13 protein-coding genes and 1 pseudogene are annotated in these 15,448 nt (G+C 65.0%); 11 read left to right on the top strand and 3 right to left on the bottom strand.

Features of this window, described 5'->3' with window-relative positions:
- Positions 1-219 precede the first annotated feature (219 nt).
- The 11 genes and pseudogenes from K307_RS50395 to K307_RS20780 all read left to right on the top strand — a co-directional run.
- Positions 220-687, top strand: a pseudogene (locus K307_RS50395) (SDR family NAD(P)-dependent oxidoreductase); the annotation flags it as partial.
- 91 nt (positions 688-778) lie between these two features.
- Positions 779-982 (top strand): SDR family oxidoreductase, encoded by a 204-nt coding sequence (locus K307_RS50390; RefSeq protein ID WP_329955907.1) that lies wholly within the window; start codon positions 779-781, stop codon positions 980-982.
- A gap of 20 nt (positions 983-1,002) precedes the next feature.
- Positions 1,003-1,497: a YbhB/YbcL family Raf kinase inhibitor-like protein gene (locus tag K307_RS20820; RefSeq protein ID WP_042880929.1), complete on the top strand. Its 495-nt coding sequence runs from the start codon at positions 1,003-1,005 to the stop codon at positions 1,495-1,497.
- 403 nt (positions 1,498-1,900) lie between these two features.
- The gene (locus K307_RS20815) at positions 1,901-2,449 is read left to right on the top strand and encodes a 2,4'-dihydroxyacetophenone dioxygenase family protein (RefSeq protein WP_042880926.1); all 549 of its coding nucleotides are present in this window, start codon (positions 1,901-1,903) and stop codon (positions 2,447-2,449) included.
- Between the two features lie 143 nt (positions 2,450-2,592).
- The gene (locus K307_RS20810; protein WP_230625790.1) at positions 2,593-3,714 is read left to right on the top strand and encodes an SMP-30/gluconolactonase/LRE family protein; all 1,122 of its coding nucleotides are present in this window, start codon (positions 2,593-2,595) and stop codon (positions 3,712-3,714) included.
- A 192-nt stretch (positions 3,715-3,906) separates the two neighbouring features.
- Entirely contained in the window at positions 3,907-5,160 is a 1,254-nt protein-coding gene (locus K307_RS20805; protein ID WP_042880925.1) for a CaiB/BaiF CoA transferase family protein, read from the top strand.
- Positions 5,153-5,920: an enoyl-CoA hydratase/isomerase family protein gene (locus K307_RS20800; RefSeq protein ID WP_042880923.1), complete on the top strand. Its 768-nt coding sequence runs from the start codon at positions 5,153-5,155 to the stop codon at positions 5,918-5,920. Before K307_RS20805 ends, K307_RS20800 begins: the two co-directional genes overlap by 8 nt.
- 10 nt (positions 5,921-5,930) lie before the next feature.
- A complete protein-coding gene (locus K307_RS20795; RefSeq protein WP_042880921.1) occupies positions 5,931-7,721 on the top strand; it encodes an acyclic terpene utilization AtuA family protein in 1,791 nt (596 codons plus the stop codon).
- A complete protein-coding gene (locus K307_RS20790; RefSeq protein WP_042880920.1) occupies positions 7,718-8,533 on the top strand; it encodes a GntR family transcriptional regulator in 816 nt (271 codons plus the stop codon). The genes K307_RS20795 and K307_RS20790 overlap by 4 nt, the downstream gene beginning before the upstream one ends.
- A 39-nt stretch (positions 8,534-8,572) precedes the next feature.
- The gene (locus K307_RS20785) at positions 8,573-9,334 is read left to right on the top strand and encodes a cupin domain-containing protein (RefSeq protein ID WP_042880918.1); all 762 of its coding nucleotides are present in this window, start codon (positions 8,573-8,575) and stop codon (positions 9,332-9,334) included.
- 53 nt (positions 9,335-9,387) lie between these two features.
- The gene (locus K307_RS20780) at positions 9,388-10,380 is read left to right on the top strand and encodes a Bug family tripartite tricarboxylate transporter substrate binding protein (RefSeq protein ID WP_042880917.1); all 993 of its coding nucleotides are present in this window, start codon (positions 9,388-9,390) and stop codon (positions 10,378-10,380) included.
- Between the two features lie 133 nt (positions 10,381-10,513).
- Here K307_RS20780 and K307_RS20775 read toward each other — a convergent pair whose 3' ends face one another.
- From K307_RS20775 to K307_RS20765, 3 genes are all read right to left on the bottom strand, one after another.
- Positions 10,514-11,614, bottom strand: a complete 1,101-nt coding sequence (locus K307_RS20775) for a transporter (protein WP_042880915.1) — start codon at positions 11,612-11,614, stop codon at positions 10,514-10,516.
- Positions 11,615-11,800: 186 nt separating this feature from the next.
- Entirely contained in the window at positions 11,801-13,456 is a 1,656-nt protein-coding gene (locus tag K307_RS20770; protein WP_042880914.1) for a bifunctional 3-(3-hydroxy-phenyl)propionate/3-hydroxycinnamic acid hydroxylase, read from the bottom strand.
- Positions 13,457-13,490: 34 nt separating this feature from the next.
- Positions 13,491-15,419, bottom strand: a complete 1,929-nt coding sequence (locus K307_RS20765; protein WP_051974989.1) for an acyl-CoA synthetase — start codon at positions 15,417-15,419, stop codon at positions 13,491-13,493.
- Positions 15,420-15,448 lie beyond the last annotated feature (29 nt).

Genomic DNA, 15,448 nt, shown 5'->3' with positions numbered 1-15,448 from the left:
AGCCGGTCCACCGCTTGCTGCAGACACTGCCACGCCGTCGGGGCGGTCTGCGCTGGCTTCGGCGCGGACTACTGGCTCGAGCGCCGAGCGCGGCCTGCGCGAAAGCGTGCTGCGTCTGCTCTCGACATGAGAATGAACACAGCCAAGTGGAGAGTTTCATGAAAAGGTTTGAGGGTTGGTAAGGTCGTGATCGTGGTCGGCGCGGCAGGCAAAGACAACATGGGGCAGTGCATTGCCCGGCGCTTCGCCGACGAGGGCGCCAGCGTGGTTGTGGCTGGGCGACACGCGGAGCCGTTGGCACAATTGGCCAGCGAAATCGGAGGCGCCAGCCGGCTTTGCGACTTCACGCGCAAGGAAGACATCGATGCGCTAGTCGCGTTCGCGCGCGAGCGCTACGGCCGCGTCGATGTCGGCATCAACGCCACAGGCTGGGGACTTCTCCGGCCGTTCGAAGACACGAGTGAGGAAGAGCTACACGCGATCATGGGCCTCCAGTTCAAGGCGCCGTTTCAGTTCATGCAGGCGCTCGTGAAAGCCATGAGGGAAAATCCGACGCCGGGGGGCTCGATCATCATGATCTCGTCGGCGACCGCGACGATCATGCTCGAGAACCATGCCGCCTATATGGGCACCAAGGCTGGCACCGACCATGTCGTGCGCTGTGTGGCCAACGAGTTCGGCCAATTCGGAATTCGCGCCAATTCGATCTCTCCTGGCATCACTCGCACGCCGATGTCGGGTGACGCCCTGAACATCCCCCGAAATATTGCAGGCCTTCGTGGCCTGCTATCCGCTCGGACGTATTGGCACTGTGGACGTCGTCGCCGAAGCGGCGCTGTGGTTGGCAAGCGAAGCGTGCTTCATGACAGGACAGGACCTGCAGGTCAGTGGCGGCCTGACGCTACGCCGCAATCCGACAATCACGGAAATGGGCGCTGCCTATGCCCGGGCTACGGCGCACCTGTCGGCAGGATGTGACTAAATCAAGTGAAAGGAAATGGCATGAGCAACTTCACATTAACATCGCCTGAATTCAAGGATCAGGATCCGTTGCAACTGGTGCATGAGTTCGACGGCTACGACGGCACCGGCCAGAACCGTTCGCCCGCGCTGCAATGGCAGGGCGCGCCGGAAGGCACCAAGAGTTTCGCGCTCACGCTGTACGACCCGGACGCGCCCACCGGCAGTGGCTTCTGGCACTGGATCCTGTTCGACATCAATTCGTCCGTCACCCAGCTCGCCGCAGGCCTGGGCTCCAGCAACGGCACTGACCTGGGCGCCAGCGGCACTCAGGCCGCCAACGACTACGGCGCCATCGGCTACGGCGGTCCCTGCCCGCCCAAGAGCTTGCCCGCGCACCGCTACATCTTCACCTTGCACGCGCTGGGCGTTCCCGAACTGGAGTTGCCGGCCAACCCGACCAATGCTGTGGTGCGCTTCTTCATCTCCCAGAACACACTCGCCACGGCTACCCTGACCGGCCTCTACAAACGCTAGATGGCGTGCTGTACGCAGGCGTCACATGGTATCGGGGTGACCGCTACGTCTCAGAGATCGGCATCCCCGCGTGCGCATTGAAGGCGGTGCCCGCCATCACCGAACCCCAACGCCGGGCAGTTAGCGAGCGCAAGCAAGGTTAAAGGGCCCTTTAGGGTAAACAAGGGATGAAAAATCCTTTCTTAGCCCCTAACATTCCAACATTAGAACTTTAGCAGTATCCAGTGACATGCAGGCCCGACGGCGGTTAGCCAGGCTTCATCGTTGCGCTGGACGCTTCTATTCCTCCGGCGCGTTGCCGCCGTAGCTCTGGGTTTCCCGCCGGACCGGCGTGCCTCTTCTGTGTCGTCAAAGGACGGCTTCCTTCCACTGATTCATATCCTCTAACAAACGGAGACAACTCATGACTGCAAGAATTCTCGAGCAGCCCACCACGTCCACCGGCGCCAAGCTGCCGCTGCCCGCCCTGCCGCAGGACAAGCTCCTGACCGTCAACATCGAGCAGATCCCGCTGATCAAGGACGTCTTTCCGGGCATCCACATCAAGCCGCTGCGCCTGGACCCGGAGCGCGGAGAGTGGGTCTTCATGGCCATCGTGGAACCCGGTTGTTCCCTGCCGATTCACTACCACACCGGGACGGCGCAGGTGTGGACCATCCAGGGCTGCTGGAAGTATCGCGAGTACCCCGACCAGCCGCAGACGGCCGGCTCCTACCTGTACGAGCCCGGCGGCTCGGTGCACACCTTCTACACCCCCGAGGACAACACCGAGGACACCATCACCATCGCCTGGATCGAAGGCGCGCAAGTCAGCTTCAACGAGGACGGCACCTTCCACTCGCTCAATGACGCGCTCTCGATCCAGTACGCCATCCAGACTCTCGCGGCGGCGCGCGGCATCGGTCCGGTGCCCTATGTCCGCGGCAACGGCGCCGACGTTATCGAGGGATAAAAAGCGACAGACACCAAGGCAGGCCGCTCGCCGGCCTGCGCGGTGCCGTTCCTCTGCTCCTTACAGGCCAGCGTGTACGACACCGATCAGATCAATCAGTGACGATCCATCAATCCGCGAGATTGAGAGAGTGCAAGATGAGAATGATCAAAGCCGAGAGGATGTCGATACTGCCGATGCTGATGTTGCTCGTATTGCTGGCGACGCCGCTAGCCGCAAGAGCCTGGGAGCGCGGCAAGGTTGAGACATTCGCCACGTTGCCCGCCGGTGAGGCGCATCCCGAGGGGATCACCGTGGACCGCGAGGGCAACGTCTACGTCGTCACGGTAGCGGCGAACAAACCCAGGACGAGCGAGGGCACGCTACTTGTGTTCGATCCGCGGGGCAAGCACCTGCGCACTGTCACCATCAAGGGCTCGAGCAGATTGTTGCTTGACCTCGGCTTCCATCCCCGGACGGGCCAGTTGCTCGTCGTCGACTACAAGGGCGCGAAGGTCCTGAGCGTCGATCCCAGGACGGGTGCCTCGTCCGTGTTCATGACGGTCACCGGCAAGAACCCCGGCCTCGACGGGTTGACGTTCGACCCCGCCGGAAACGTCTACGTGACCGACGCCCACCAGGGCATCATCTGGAAAGTCGGACCCGATGGCGGCGAAGCGTCGGCATGGGTCACCACCCCGCTGCTGAAGCCCACGCGGATACCACCGACCATCGGCGCCAATGGCCTGGCGTTCAACAACAAGAAGACGGCCTTGTTCGTTGCCAATACGGCGAACGACATCGTTGTCAGGATACCGGTGACCGGCCCGACGTTCGAGCCCGGCACGCCGGAAGTCTTCGTCAACCGGATCGGCGGCGGACCCGACGGCCTGATCATCGACGAGCACGACAACCTCTGGATCGCGTGCAACCAGTCCAACGAGATTCTCGTGCTCGAGCCGACGCAGGGCCGGGTGATTGCCAAGCTCGGCGATTTCGGTGGCATCGATCACAACGGGACGCCGATCGGCTTCCTCTGGTCGAACAGCCTCGTCTTCCATGGCGACGACATTCTTGTCACCAACCTCTCGCTCGATGTCGAGACGGCCATTTCGCAGCTCAGTGACGAGCTTGGCCTGGCCCATCTTGTGGGCAAGAATCTGCGCACCATCGATGGGCCGTGGGCGCGCCAGGTGAAGACCCACACCATCTCGAAAATCAAGAGGCCGATACCAGAACGTCTTGCGCTCGACCGCGGTCCACGTCAACAAGATCCTGGTCGCTGACCGCACGACGCACGACACCGATCGACGAATGCTTGCAGCCGATGATGGTGGACGAATTCAACTGTAGCTAATCCAGCCGGAGCCCGACCGATGACCGATGCGTTGTTGCAAGCCCGATGTCGCGGCCGATCGGCCGGGAACGGCGGCCTCCGGGCCAGCCGTCATACATTGCCCCAACGGGATGAAAAGGAAATGAAGAAAGAGCAGACAACGGGGCCGCTCGCCGGCGTGAAAGTCGTCGACATCACGTCAGTGTTCATGGGGCCTTCTGCCACCCAGATGCTGGCTGACCTGGGCGCCGACGTGATCAAGGTCGAGCCTCCGAGCGGAGACAGTACGCGCGGCATAGGTCCCTGCGGCGATGAAAAGATGGGCCCGCTATTCCTTGGCCTGAACCGCAACAAACGCAGCATCGTGCTTGACCTGAAAGCGCCCGAGGGGCGGGAGGCCCTGCTTTGCCTGGTACGGGATGCCGACGTACTGGCCTACAACGTGCGCCCGCAGGCGATGCAGCGGCTGGGGCTGGACTATGAAACGCTGTCGGCCATCAATCCGCGCCTAGTCTATGTCGGCATGTTCGGCTTTTCGCAGCGGGGACGCTACGCGCCGCAGGCTGCCTTCGATGACCTGATCCAGGCCGCAACCGGCCTGCCGCTGGCCGTTTCGCTGGGCAGCGGCGACAGCCCCCGGTATCTGCCAATCACCATCGCGGATCGCTCGGTTGGGCTCTATGCTTTCGGCGTGATCTGTGCCGCCTTGTATTCGCGCACGAGCACCGGCAAGGGCCAGCGCGTTGATGTCCCGATGTTCGAGACCATGGTTCCCTATGTGATGGGAGACCACCTGTATGGCGAGACCTTCGTCCCGCCAAAGGGCGGCTTCGGCTATCCGCGCCTGCTCTCGCCCGAGCGGCGACCGTACAAGACGAAGGACGGACATGTCTGCTGCCTGATCTATCACGATCATCATTGGCGGGCCTTCCTCCGGGTCGTTGGCAAGCCGGAGTTGTACGACACCGATCCGCGCTTCGCCAACATCAACACCCGCACCGCCAACATCACCGACCTGTATGCCATGGTCAGCGACGAAATGGCCAAGCGCAGCACCGAGGAATGGCGCACCCTGCTCAAGGAGGCCGATGTTCCGGTCTTTCCGATGCACACGTTCGAGTCGCTGCTGGACGATCCCCATTTGCAGGACATCGGTTTCTTCAGCGAATCGGACCACCCGGCCGTCGGGCGTATCCGGGAGATGGCCGTGCCCAGCGAATGGCATGGCACCCCACCGACAAGCCGCCGCCATGCACCCGGCCTGGGTGAGCACAGCCGTGAGGTACTGCGTGAGGCCGGCTACGACGACGCCGCCATCGATGCGCTGTACGCGTCGGGCATCTTAGGGGATGGGCCGAAAGCGCGCCACGCCAAAGGAGAATCCAGCCATGAGTGAAGAATTGCTGAGCGAGGTCCGGGGCGCAGTGCTCTACCTGACCATCAACCGCCCGGAGCGCCGCAATGCCATCACGCCGGGAGTGGTGCAGGGACTTCGCGACGGCATCGTGCGCGCCGATCGCGATGCCGACATCCGCGCCGTGGTCATTACCGGAACGGGCGAGCAGGCGTTCTGCGCCGGCGCCGATCTGCAGACCGGCAAATCCTTTGCCTTCGATTACGCCGAGCCCTACCTGGGGATGGCGGACCTTTTCCGCTGCGCCAGGCAGTCGACGGTGCCGCTGATCGCCCGTGTCAACGGCGCCTGTATGGCGGGTGGCATGGGGCTGATGGCGATGTGCGATCTGGCGATAGCCAGCGAAGGCGCCCGCTTCGGCCTGCCGGAGGTCAAGCTGGGCTTGTTCCCGGCGCAGGTCCTGAGCGTGCTGCAGAACCTGGTGCCACGTCGCACGCTCACCGAATTGTGCCTGTGCGGCGAGCCACTGTCCGCGAGGGAAGCGCTGGCCGCGGGACTCGTCAACGATGTCAGCGACGATCTCGACGCCAGGCTGGACTTGCTGCTGACCCGCTTGCTGAATAATTCGCCCGCCGCCATCCGGCGGGGGCTGTACACGCTCAAGCATATGGAAGCCATGTCGTTCGAGCAGTCCATGGCGTTCACGGAAAGCCAGATCGGGCTGTTTGCACTGACCGAGGACGCGCGCGAAGGCCAGCTGGCATTCCGCGAGAAGCGCCAGCCCAAGTGGACTGGCAGATAGGGAGATGGGAATGGACGTGAAAACGGTCCGCATTGGCGGGGCTTCCGGGTTCTGGGGCGACAGCAGCGTTGGTGCGCCACAGCTTGTGCGCCACGGCGATATCGATTACCTGGTGTTCGACTACCTGGCCGAACTGACCATGTCGATTCTCGCCGCCGCCCGATTGCGCAAGCCGGAACTGGGCTACGCCACCGATTTCGTGACGGTGACAATGAAGGCCCTGCTCGGAGAGATTGCCGAGCGTGGGATTCGCGTGGTCAGCAATGCCGGCGGCATGAACCCGCACGGGTGTGCGCAGGCAATTGCCGCCCTGGCCGCGGAACAGGGCCTGACGCTGCGCATCGCCGTGGTGGAAGGCGATGACGTGATGCCCCTGCTTCCACAGCTGCGCGAAGCCGGTGTGCAGGACATGCAGAAAGGCCGCCCCCTGCCGGAGAAAGTGGTCAGCGCCAACGCGTACCTGGGGGCCTTGCCGATCAAACAAGCGCTGGACCAGGGCGCCCAGATCGTCATCACCGGACGCTGCGTGGACAGTGCCGTGACGCTCGGCGTGCTGATGCACGAGTTCGATTGGCAGGCGGACGACTATGACCGCCTGGCGCAAGGCAGTCTGGCCGGGCACATCATCGAGTGTGGGTGCCAGGCCACGGGAGGCTTGCATACCGACTGGGAAAGCGTCCCGGACTGGCACGACATCGGCTATCCGGTGGTCGAGTGCCGTGCCGACGGCACCTTCCTTGTCGGCAAGCCGCCCGCTACCGGCGGACTGGTCAATACCGCCACGGTCGGCGAGCAGGTTCTGTACGAGATCGGCGACCCGGCCACCTACCTGCTGCCAGACGTCACCTGCGATTTCACGCAGGTAAACCTTCGGCAGGCCGCACCGGACCTGGTGGAAGTCAGCGGCGCACGCGGACGGGCCCCAGGCAAAGCCTACAAAGTCTGTGCCACCTATGTCGACGGCTTTCGCTGCAACGCGCAGCTTTCCATCGTCGGCGTCGACGCGGTCGCCAAGGCGGAACGGACGGCGGAGGCGATCCTTGCGCGCACGCGTAAGCTGTTCGGGGAGAACGGGTGGGGAGACTACAGTCGCACCCGCATAGAGGTGCTGGGAGCGGAGTCCTGCTTTGGGCCACATGCTGCCGTCCGACACACCCGCGAGGCGGTGATGCGGCTGGCGGTGATGCATCCCGAGAAGGCGGCCCTGGAACTGTTCGCGCGGGAAATTGCCGCGGCGGGGACCAGTTGGGCGCCGGGCACGACGGGCTCGGCTGGCGGGCGTTCCAGTCCCTCGCCATCGATCCGCCAGTATGCATTCCTGCTTGACAAGAGCGCCCTGACCCCGGCGGTGGTGATGGACGGCGTACGCAGCGGCGTCACCGTTCCTTCGGGCAGCCCGGCGGCACCGGTCGCGCCCGCGGCACCTGCAGTTGCTGAACAAACGGGCGCCGGCCCTGCGGAACACGATACCGTCGAAGTTCCGCTGATACGGCTTGCCTATGGCCGTAGCGGCGACAAGGGGGATACTTCCAACATCGGTCTGATCGCCCGCCGGCCGGCGTACCTGCCCGTGCTGCGGGCCGAAGTGACGGTGGCGCGCGTGGCGGACTGGCTTGGGTACCTGGTGAAGGGGCCGGTGACATGCTACGACCTGCCCGGCTTCGACGCCATGAACTTTGTCTGCGAGTCGGCCCTGGATGGCGGTGGCATGGCGTCGCTGCGCAATGATCCGCTTGGCAAGGGCATGGCGCAGATCCTGCTTACCATGCCGGTGCGCATACCGCGGGGGTTGTTGTCATGACGAGCAATGCGTCCAACGCAGCTGCCAACGAGGGCGTCATCCTCGCCGACGACGGCATCGGCGGCGTGACGCGATATCGACAACTGGCCAGCGTCATCCGGCACAAGATCGTTTCGGGCGAGTACCCTGTGGGCATGCAGCTGCCAACCGTGGACAGCCTCGCGCAAACCTACGGGATCGCCAAGGTCACCGTGCGCCAGGCCTTTGCCGCGCTGACGGAAGAGGGGCTGGTCAGCAGCCAGCGCGGTCGTGGCACCCACGTCATGAAGCAGCCGCCAGCACCCGGAGAAGGCCTGCGCTCCGCCATCAATGACGAATCGGCCCATGGCAGCGAGCTGGAAATCCGCATCCTAGAAATGCGCGAGGGCGTGGCGCTGCGGCCGGGGCTGGCCCGCCGCGGCACGCCGCTGGACAGCTATGTGATGGTCCGCAAACTGCATTTGCATGGCGGCACGCCATTCTGCCTGATCGAGGTGTATGTGGCCTCGTCAGTCTTTGCCCGCTTTCCCCGCGGTGGCGAAAAGCACCACAAGCTCGGTCACCTGCTGCGCCAGGTCGAAGGCGATCGCCTTGGCATGATGCAGCAGACCATGACGGTTGAGCCGGCCGACTATATCCTGGCACGCGACCTCGCTTATGGCTTCGGGGCGCCAATCGCCAGGATCGTCCGGTCGACGCTGGACGTCGACGGCAATGTGCTGCTGGCAGGGGAGTTCTGGTATCGCGGCGACCGGTTCATCCTGGATGTGGAGATGCCAGCCAAGCTGACCGAACACTACCCCGCGCTCGCCATCCCCGACAGCCGTCGCTGAGCGCGACAGACTTCACCATTCAAGCGAGGAGACATCCGAATGACATCATCCTTTGTACGGAGGGCCACCGAAGTGCCCGCGTACGCACCGGCCAACCATACGGGAACGGCGAACCAGCGCATCATCGGCAAGGAGACTGTCGGCGCGCGCCGGCTCGAGGTCCTGCTGGGCACGATTTCGCGGGGCCACGGCGCATTGCCGCATGCACACCCGGACCTCGAGCAGGCATCGCTCCTGCTCGCCGGCGAGGGTCTCGGCGAACTACCGGGAAAGCAGCGCATCTTGCGTGCAGGGGACTGGAGCTTCAATGCGGCCGGCGTCTTCCATCGCTTCGAGGTCATCAGCGACGAACCGGTACAGGTGATGGTGGTCTACGCGCCGCCGTACAGCGAAAACCCGAACGCAGCAGTGACCGCGACCGGCCCGGACGACCCGCGCCTTCAGGCCGGTGCCGCCGAGGTCCGCGACGTTCCCGCCAGCACCGAACCGATCGCGCTGCCGCACTACCGTGGCGCGCTCGCCAGGCCGGTCATCACACGCCAGACCGTCGATTCCCGCTTTCTCGACATCTACATGGTCGACCTCGATCCAGATGGCGGCGCCGAGCCGCACAGGCTTGGCGAGACCGAGCAGGTGCTCTTCGTGCGTGGCGGCACGATTCACGGTCGCATCGAAGGCGAGCGCTTCGCCGCCGGGACTGGGGAGTGGGTCTACATTCCCGACGGTGCGGAGCTCAGCTTCGAATCGGCGGACGGGACGTGCGAGCTGATTGTCATTCGCGCACACGATCCGCTGTCCTGACGCAAGCTCGGCCAAGTCAATCAATCAGATCCCGAGATGCGGGAGGAGACAAGATGATCCAGCGATTTCCCCGGCGACGCATGCTCGCCCTGCTGTCCGGACTGGCCGCTGCTGCCGCGGCCCCGCAATTGGTGTGGGCAGCGGGCCTGAACGAGTATCCGGACAAACCGATCCGTGTCGTCGTGCCGTTCCCTGCAGGCAGTGGCACGGACAACATCGCGCGCTACATCGCGCGGACCATCACTGCCCAGACCGGACAGTCCGTCGTCGTGGAAAACCGACCCGGTGCCAACGGGTTCATCGCGGCCACGGCGGTCGCGACAGCGCCCGGAGATGGGTACACGATGCTCATCACGACAAATACCACCCACGCAGCCAATGCGTCCCTGTTCAGGAAGCTGCCCTATGATCCCATCAAGGACTACGCGCCAGTTTCGCTGATCGCCAAGAGCGGATTGGTCCTGGTGGTGCCATCCGACAGCCCGGTGCAGAAGGTGTCAGAACTGACCACGCTGGCGAAATACCGGCAAGGCAAGATGACCTTCGCCAGCGGCAGTTCCTCCACCCGGGTCGCCAGTGAGCTCTACAAGATGATGAGCGGCGCACCGGCACTGCATGTGCCCTACAAGGGCGTGCCGCAGGGCCTGACCGACTTGATGGGCCACCAGGTCGACTTCATGATTTCCGATATCAATCCGGCCCTGCCCCTGATCCAGAACGGCAAGCTGCGCGCAGTCGCCGTGACCACGTCCAGGCGCAATCCCCTGCTCGGCAATGTCCCGACCATGGCGGAAAGCGGCCTGCCAGGGTACGAGATGACGGCCTGGGTGGCTGCCTTCTTCCCTGCCAATACGCCAAAGCCGATCGTCGCGCGGATGAGCGATCTGATTCGACAAGGGCTGACGAGCCCGGCGGCTACCGAACACTTCAGCCGGACAGGAGGCCAACCCTCCCCATCGACGCCAGAAGAGCTGGCAGCGTTCGTGCGCGGCGAGACCGTGAAATGGGCTGAGGTGATCAAAGCCGCCGGCATCCAGCCGGATTGACCTGCGCCTTCGGCGGCCAGCCTCTTTCCTCCCCAGGAGGCTGGCTACTTGCCCGGCCCCTTCGATTTCGTCATGTTCGCGCAGGCGGTTGAGCAGTGCCTGCGGGCAGGCGCTCCCAACCACTTGGCGGCAGTCAGAACATCCGGATCAGCCGGACCTGGGTGAACTTTGCGTGCTTGGCATTGCGCGACGATGTCGTCGCCATGTACTGCACGGTCAATGCCACATCGACCACCGGGATCATCGTCGTGAAGAACGCCCCCAGGTTGTTGGAACGGAAACGGCTTGCGCCCAGCGGATTGTTCTCGTCGTCCTGATACTGCTGGATCCGGATCCCATGCACGCCCAACACCCCGATCGGCGTTTTATACCCGGCAGCGAGCTCCACGCCGAACCAGTTGCCGCTGCGTACATCGTTGTCCCTGTTGCGGCTGTTCAGGCCCGCGGATACCTTGGCCGCGAAGGCCAGGTTCGATGTGGGCAGATAGGCCACCTGGATGGCAGGGCGCACCGTGTAGAAGTTGCCGTTCCCGATATCCGGGCCGGCGTCGGCGCTGTACTTCCCCGTCGGCACCACCAGCGCAGCGCTGCCCAGCACCCGCAGCTTGTCGCCCAGGTAGTGCCAGCCGGCGATGAGCTCGACGTCCCCGATACCGCTGACGTCGCCGCTTTCGCTCGCGCCCTGCGCCTTGAGCGCGCCCTGGTACTGGCTGCTGAATTGCCCTTGCACGGCGCTCTGCACGTCGGCTGGAACCGCGGGATTCCAGTTGAGCACCGGTGTGGCGCCGCTTGTGCTGATCGATTGCGATTTCCTGGCGAACGGAACGTCGACGGCGAACGCCAGCCGCCCGCCGCCAAACTGCTCGCTGGTGATATAGCCGAGCACGAGGTCCCAGCGCGTCATGGTGCCGGAGGCTGGAATCTCTGCCGTGCTGCGCGAGTAGGTCGGATACAGGGCCGAAGGCGTCGGCTTGGGCAAGGCAACCGTGCCTCCGGGAATGCCTTGGGTCAGCTGCCCACCATCATCCCCGGTCACCTTGCTAACACTGACGTGGGTGGCGGCGAGCGCGCTGATAAAACCGGTCTGGTTGGGCGGCGCAAACATCTCGCCGCCCAGGCTTCCGGCAAGGTTGTAGCGTGGCTCGAAGCCCTCCGCCCCCAATCCCGTGCAAGACCACGCAAGCATGGTCCATGAAACGACGGAGCGAAGCGCGTCCGCTGTTCTCCTTGCCATCTTTGTCTCCTCCGGTATCAAAGCCGTTTTGCTTTTTTTGACGACCCGGGACCGACGCTTGCCTCGACCGGGGCCGGTGTGTTCGCCCGCGGTTATCGCGGGATGCCTCTGGTCGGGCGGCGTACCTTCGCCAGCGCATCGCTGGCGCGCGGGGGCGCACGCCCAAGCGATCAGGGCAAGCCGGTCTCAGCCGGCGGCCTGCAAAGTGCGAGGCAAGCCTTCGGCCAGAGGGCTGTCCGCGCCGAGCATCGCAAGCGATTCGCGCACGATGTCGTCGAGGGCCTCGAGCGGGCCATCGTGCAGCACGGTGCGATCGGGGCGCACGACCGCGATCCAGCCGACAGGTGCGGCCCCGGGCACGAGCTGGTCCGACATGTCCTCCCAGGAATGTCCGTCCTGCGGTTCGTGCGCCTCCTGCGGCCCATGCTCGCCTTGCCCGCAATGGCGCAGCTGCACGATGGCGCCGCCTGCCTGTCGCCATGCCGCCAGAAGGCTACGGTCCAGCAGCGGCGCGGGATCGCAGCCGAATCCCGCCAGCACGAGCCGCGCCCCGAGCGCATCGTCGCTCGGCACGATGGGTGCGCCCGGCCCGCGGCGCACAAGCCCTTGCGGCAGCAGACCGCCGCGCAGCAGCCTCGCGCGCGTCTTGCCGCGCTGGAACAGGCCGCACCTGAAACGCGCGGGAGGCTTGATCTTCAGATCCTCGAAGAAGGCTCGAGCCCAGGGCATGCGCTGCATCAGCGCCATTGCACCATGGACGGCGAATGCCGCCAGCCTGTTGCGCGGCATCACCAGCCGGCCCATCAGGAGCGCCAGATTGATGATGGAGCGGGCATGTGGGCGCCGCTCGGTGTCGTAGGTTTCGAGAATGGCGGGCGTCGCCCTTCCCTGCACGACCCAGGCGAGCTTCCAGCACAGGTTGGCCACGTCGCGCAGCCCGGCAACGAGCCCCTGGCCGACGAAGGGTGGCGTGATATGCGCGGCGTCGCCCACCAGGAAGGCCCGGCCCTTGGAGAAGCGATCGACGATGCGCGCATGGAACCGGTAGACCGCTGTGCGCTCGATCGTGATGTCCTCCGGCTTGCACCAGGGGGCGAGCAGTTCGCGGATCTTGTCCGGCGATTCCATCTGTTCACGCGTCTCGCCGGGCTGCAGCATGAACTCCCAGCGTTGCCTGCCGCCCGGGGCAACCATGTGCGGCGTAGGCCGGCGCGGGTCGCACAGGAATTCGACATGGTCGATTGGGTTGGGCACGTTCAAGGCGTCGACGATTAGCCAGTCCTGCGTGAAGGTCTTGCCTTCGAAGGCGAGGCCGGCGTGGCGCCGCACGAAAGAATTGGCGCCGTCCGCGCCTACGATATAGCGCGCGCGCACGGTGGCCGTGTCACCGCCGGGAAGGCACATCGTGGCCCGCACCGCTTCGCCATCGTCGTCGAAACCGGTGAGGTCGGCGCCGAGAGCGATGCTCACGCTGGGATAGCGGATCAAGCGGGCGCGCAAGGCGCGTTCGAGATCTGGCTGATAGAACGTGACCAGGCGCGGGTGGCAGTCCATGGTGCCCGCTGTGTTGGCACGCGCGTATCTGCCGAACAGCGGCGAATGCATCTGCACCTTGGCAATGGCCAGCGTATCGAACGCGCCTTCCTCGAGCCCTGCCATCTGCAGGATGCGCAGCGCTTCGTTATCGAGCGCGATGGCCCGGGGCGCGGTGAAAATATCCGCGGCCTTGTCGATGGCCAGGGTACGGACGCCGTAGCGTCCCAGCAGGTTGGCCGCGGTGGCGCCGACCGGACCCAGGCCCACTAGGAGGACGTCGACCTGCTCGGGCAATGTGGTATTCATGAGCGGTTTCTCTACGGGAGGGGACTCGGCGCGTTCACACCGGGCCGTTGAAGTCGAGAGGAAACGGAAACGGTCCGAGCAGATCCTGCACGCGCGCCACGTCCGCGGCGGGGCATTGGACGAAAGCGACGGTGCCGCGCCGGATATCCGGCCCCACGCGCACGCTGGCGGCCATGCCGGCCTGCGCCAAAATCTCTCGGAACACTTGCTCGGCAGCGCGCATGCGAAGCTCGGCCCGGGCCACCTTGCCGATGGAGGTCAGCGGCATCTCCTGCAGGATGTCGATGCGCACTGGCACTGCGGCGCGTTCCGGCACGAGGTTGCGCGCCGCCGCCAGCAGTTCGTCGGCAGCCGGGGTGAAGCCTGGCTTGAGCGTGACGTAGGCGACTGGCAATTCCCCGCTGTGCGCATCCGGCTGGCCGACCGCGGCCGCCATCGCCACGGCCGGATGCTGCAGCAGCGCGTCCTCGATCATCGCCGGATCGATGTTGTGACCGCCGCGGATGATCAGCTCCTTGGCGCGGCCGGTCAGATGCAGATAGCCGTCGGCATCGAGATGGCCGAGGTCGCCGGTATTGAGCCATCCCGGATTGAGCCAGATGCCTCGATTATCTTGCTCGCGCAGATAGCCGGGAAACACATTCGGACCGTTGATGCCGATGACGCCGGTTTCGCCCGGCGCGCACGGCTCGGTGGCGCGGCCGGAGCCGTCGACCTTCCAGGCGCCGATTGCCTGGTGCGGCAGGCGCAGGCCGACCGTGCCGAGGCGACGTTCGCCCTGCGGCGGATTGAGGGCCGAGACGCACGCGCCTTCGGTCAGACCGTAGCCCTCGTACAGCGGAATGCCGGCGGCGGCTTCGAAGCGCCGCGCGACCTCGGCCGGCAGCGGCGCGGCGCCGCAAAAGGCGAAGCGCAACGACGCAATGTCGGCGCCTTCCCGCGGCAGATCGGCTAGCGCGGCGTAGATCGTCGGCACGCCGCTGAAGCTGGTGGCGCGGAATCGTTCGACCAGCTTCCAGAAGTTCGGCATCACGCCTGGGCCCCGATAGCCGGCGGGCGTAAGCATCACGACCTCCCAGCCGCCATGGAACGCGGCAAGGCCGGTGATCATCGCGCCGTTCACGTGGAACAGCGGCAGGCCGCACAGGATCGTGTTTGGCGACGGGATCAGCGCCTGAAGCATCGACGCGACGAAGGCTTCATTGAGATGCGTGTGGGTCGCGACTTTGGGCAGGCCGGTCGTGCCGCCGGTATGGAAATGCGAGCAGAGGTCAGTCGCCAGGATGCGGCGCTTCGAAACCAGCGTGTCCGACGGCTCGGCCGCCAGCGCCTGGTCGAAGCCGACCATCTTCACGTCCGCGCGGCACGGCCTTGACGCCGTGTCGAAGGCCGCGTCAACCCGCGCACGCTCCGCTTCAGGAAGGTACGGCGCAGCGCTGACGACGAACAGGGTCCGCACCGATGGGCAACGGTCGGCCACGGCGACGGCTTTGTCCCACAGCGCGCTGTCAGAGACAGGGGCGCAGGCGACCAGCGCTTGCGCCCCTGTCTCATTGACGATGGCGGCGATATAGTCGACCTCCAGCATCGGGTTGATGGGACTGGCGATGCCGGCAGCCTGCGCGCCCAGCAAGGCGTAATGGGTCTGGGGCAGATTGGGCAGCAGCAACGCCACCGCCGTGCCGGTTGTAATGCCGGCGCGGTGGAAGGCGTTGGCCGCTTGCGTCACGCGCGCCTTGAGGGTTGCGTAATCGACGACAAAGTCTGGCGCGTCAGCCTCCCCGGTCATGACGAAGCGCAACGCGGTCTTGTCCGGATGACTGTCGCAGGCACGGCACAGCAGTTCGTAAGTGTTCTGCGCCGGCAGCTTTTCCTGCCAGGGCGTGCGTTCGAAGTCGTCGATATCGGCCTGGGTCCGGATGCCGCCGGTACGCGTCCCGCGGTCGTTTGTGTTATCGGGCATGCTTGTCTCCTTGTGGTGGCCCTGTCTTT

The sequence above is a fragment of the Cupriavidus necator A5-1 genome, assembly GCF_000744095.1.
GTDB classification, from domain to species: domain Bacteria; phylum Pseudomonadota; class Gammaproteobacteria; order Burkholderiales; family Burkholderiaceae; genus Cupriavidus; species Cupriavidus necator_A.
Note: the sequence above shows the minus strand (reverse complement) of the source record. Positions and strands in the feature narration are given on the sequence as shown.

Excerpts from the sequence above, each read along its gene's own strand:
- K307_RS20775 (WP_042880915.1), bottom strand. The coding sequence starts at position 11,614 with ATGGCAAGGAGAACAGCGGACGCGCTTCGCTCCGTCGTTTCATGGACC.
- K307_RS20800 (WP_042880923.1), top strand. The coding sequence starts at position 5,153 with ATGAGTGAAGAATTGCTGAGCGAGGTCCGGGGCGCAGTGCTCTACCTG.
- K307_RS20815 (WP_042880926.1), top strand. The coding sequence starts at position 1,901 with ATGACTGCAAGAATTCTCGAGCAGCCCACCACGTCCACCGGCGCCAAG.
- K307_RS20810 (WP_230625790.1), top strand. The coding sequence starts at position 2,593 with ATGATCAAAGCCGAGAGGATGTCGATACTGCCGATGCTGATGTTGCTC.
- K307_RS20820 (WP_042880929.1), top strand. The coding sequence starts at position 1,003 with ATGAGCAACTTCACATTAACATCGCCTGAATTCAAGGATCAGGATCCG.
- K307_RS20795 (WP_042880921.1), top strand. The coding sequence starts at position 5,931 with ATGGACGTGAAAACGGTCCGCATTGGCGGGGCTTCCGGGTTCTGGGGC.
- K307_RS20805 (WP_042880925.1), top strand. The coding sequence starts at position 3,907 with ATGAAGAAAGAGCAGACAACGGGGCCGCTCGCCGGCGTGAAAGTCGTC.
- K307_RS20790 (WP_042880920.1), top strand. The coding sequence starts at position 7,718 with ATGACGAGCAATGCGTCCAACGCAGCTGCCAACGAGGGCGTCATCCTC.
- K307_RS20765 (WP_051974989.1), bottom strand. The coding sequence starts at position 15,419 with ATGCCCGATAACACAAACGACCGCGGGACGCGTACCGGCGGCATCCGG.
- K307_RS20780 (WP_042880917.1), top strand. The coding sequence starts at position 9,388 with ATGATCCAGCGATTTCCCCGGCGACGCATGCTCGCCCTGCTGTCCGGA.
- K307_RS20785 (WP_042880918.1), top strand. The coding sequence starts at position 8,573 with ATGACATCATCCTTTGTACGGAGGGCCACCGAAGTGCCCGCGTACGCA.
- K307_RS20770 (WP_042880914.1), bottom strand. The coding sequence starts at position 13,456 with ATGAATACCACATTGCCCGAGCAGGTCGACGTCCTCCTAGTGGGCCTG.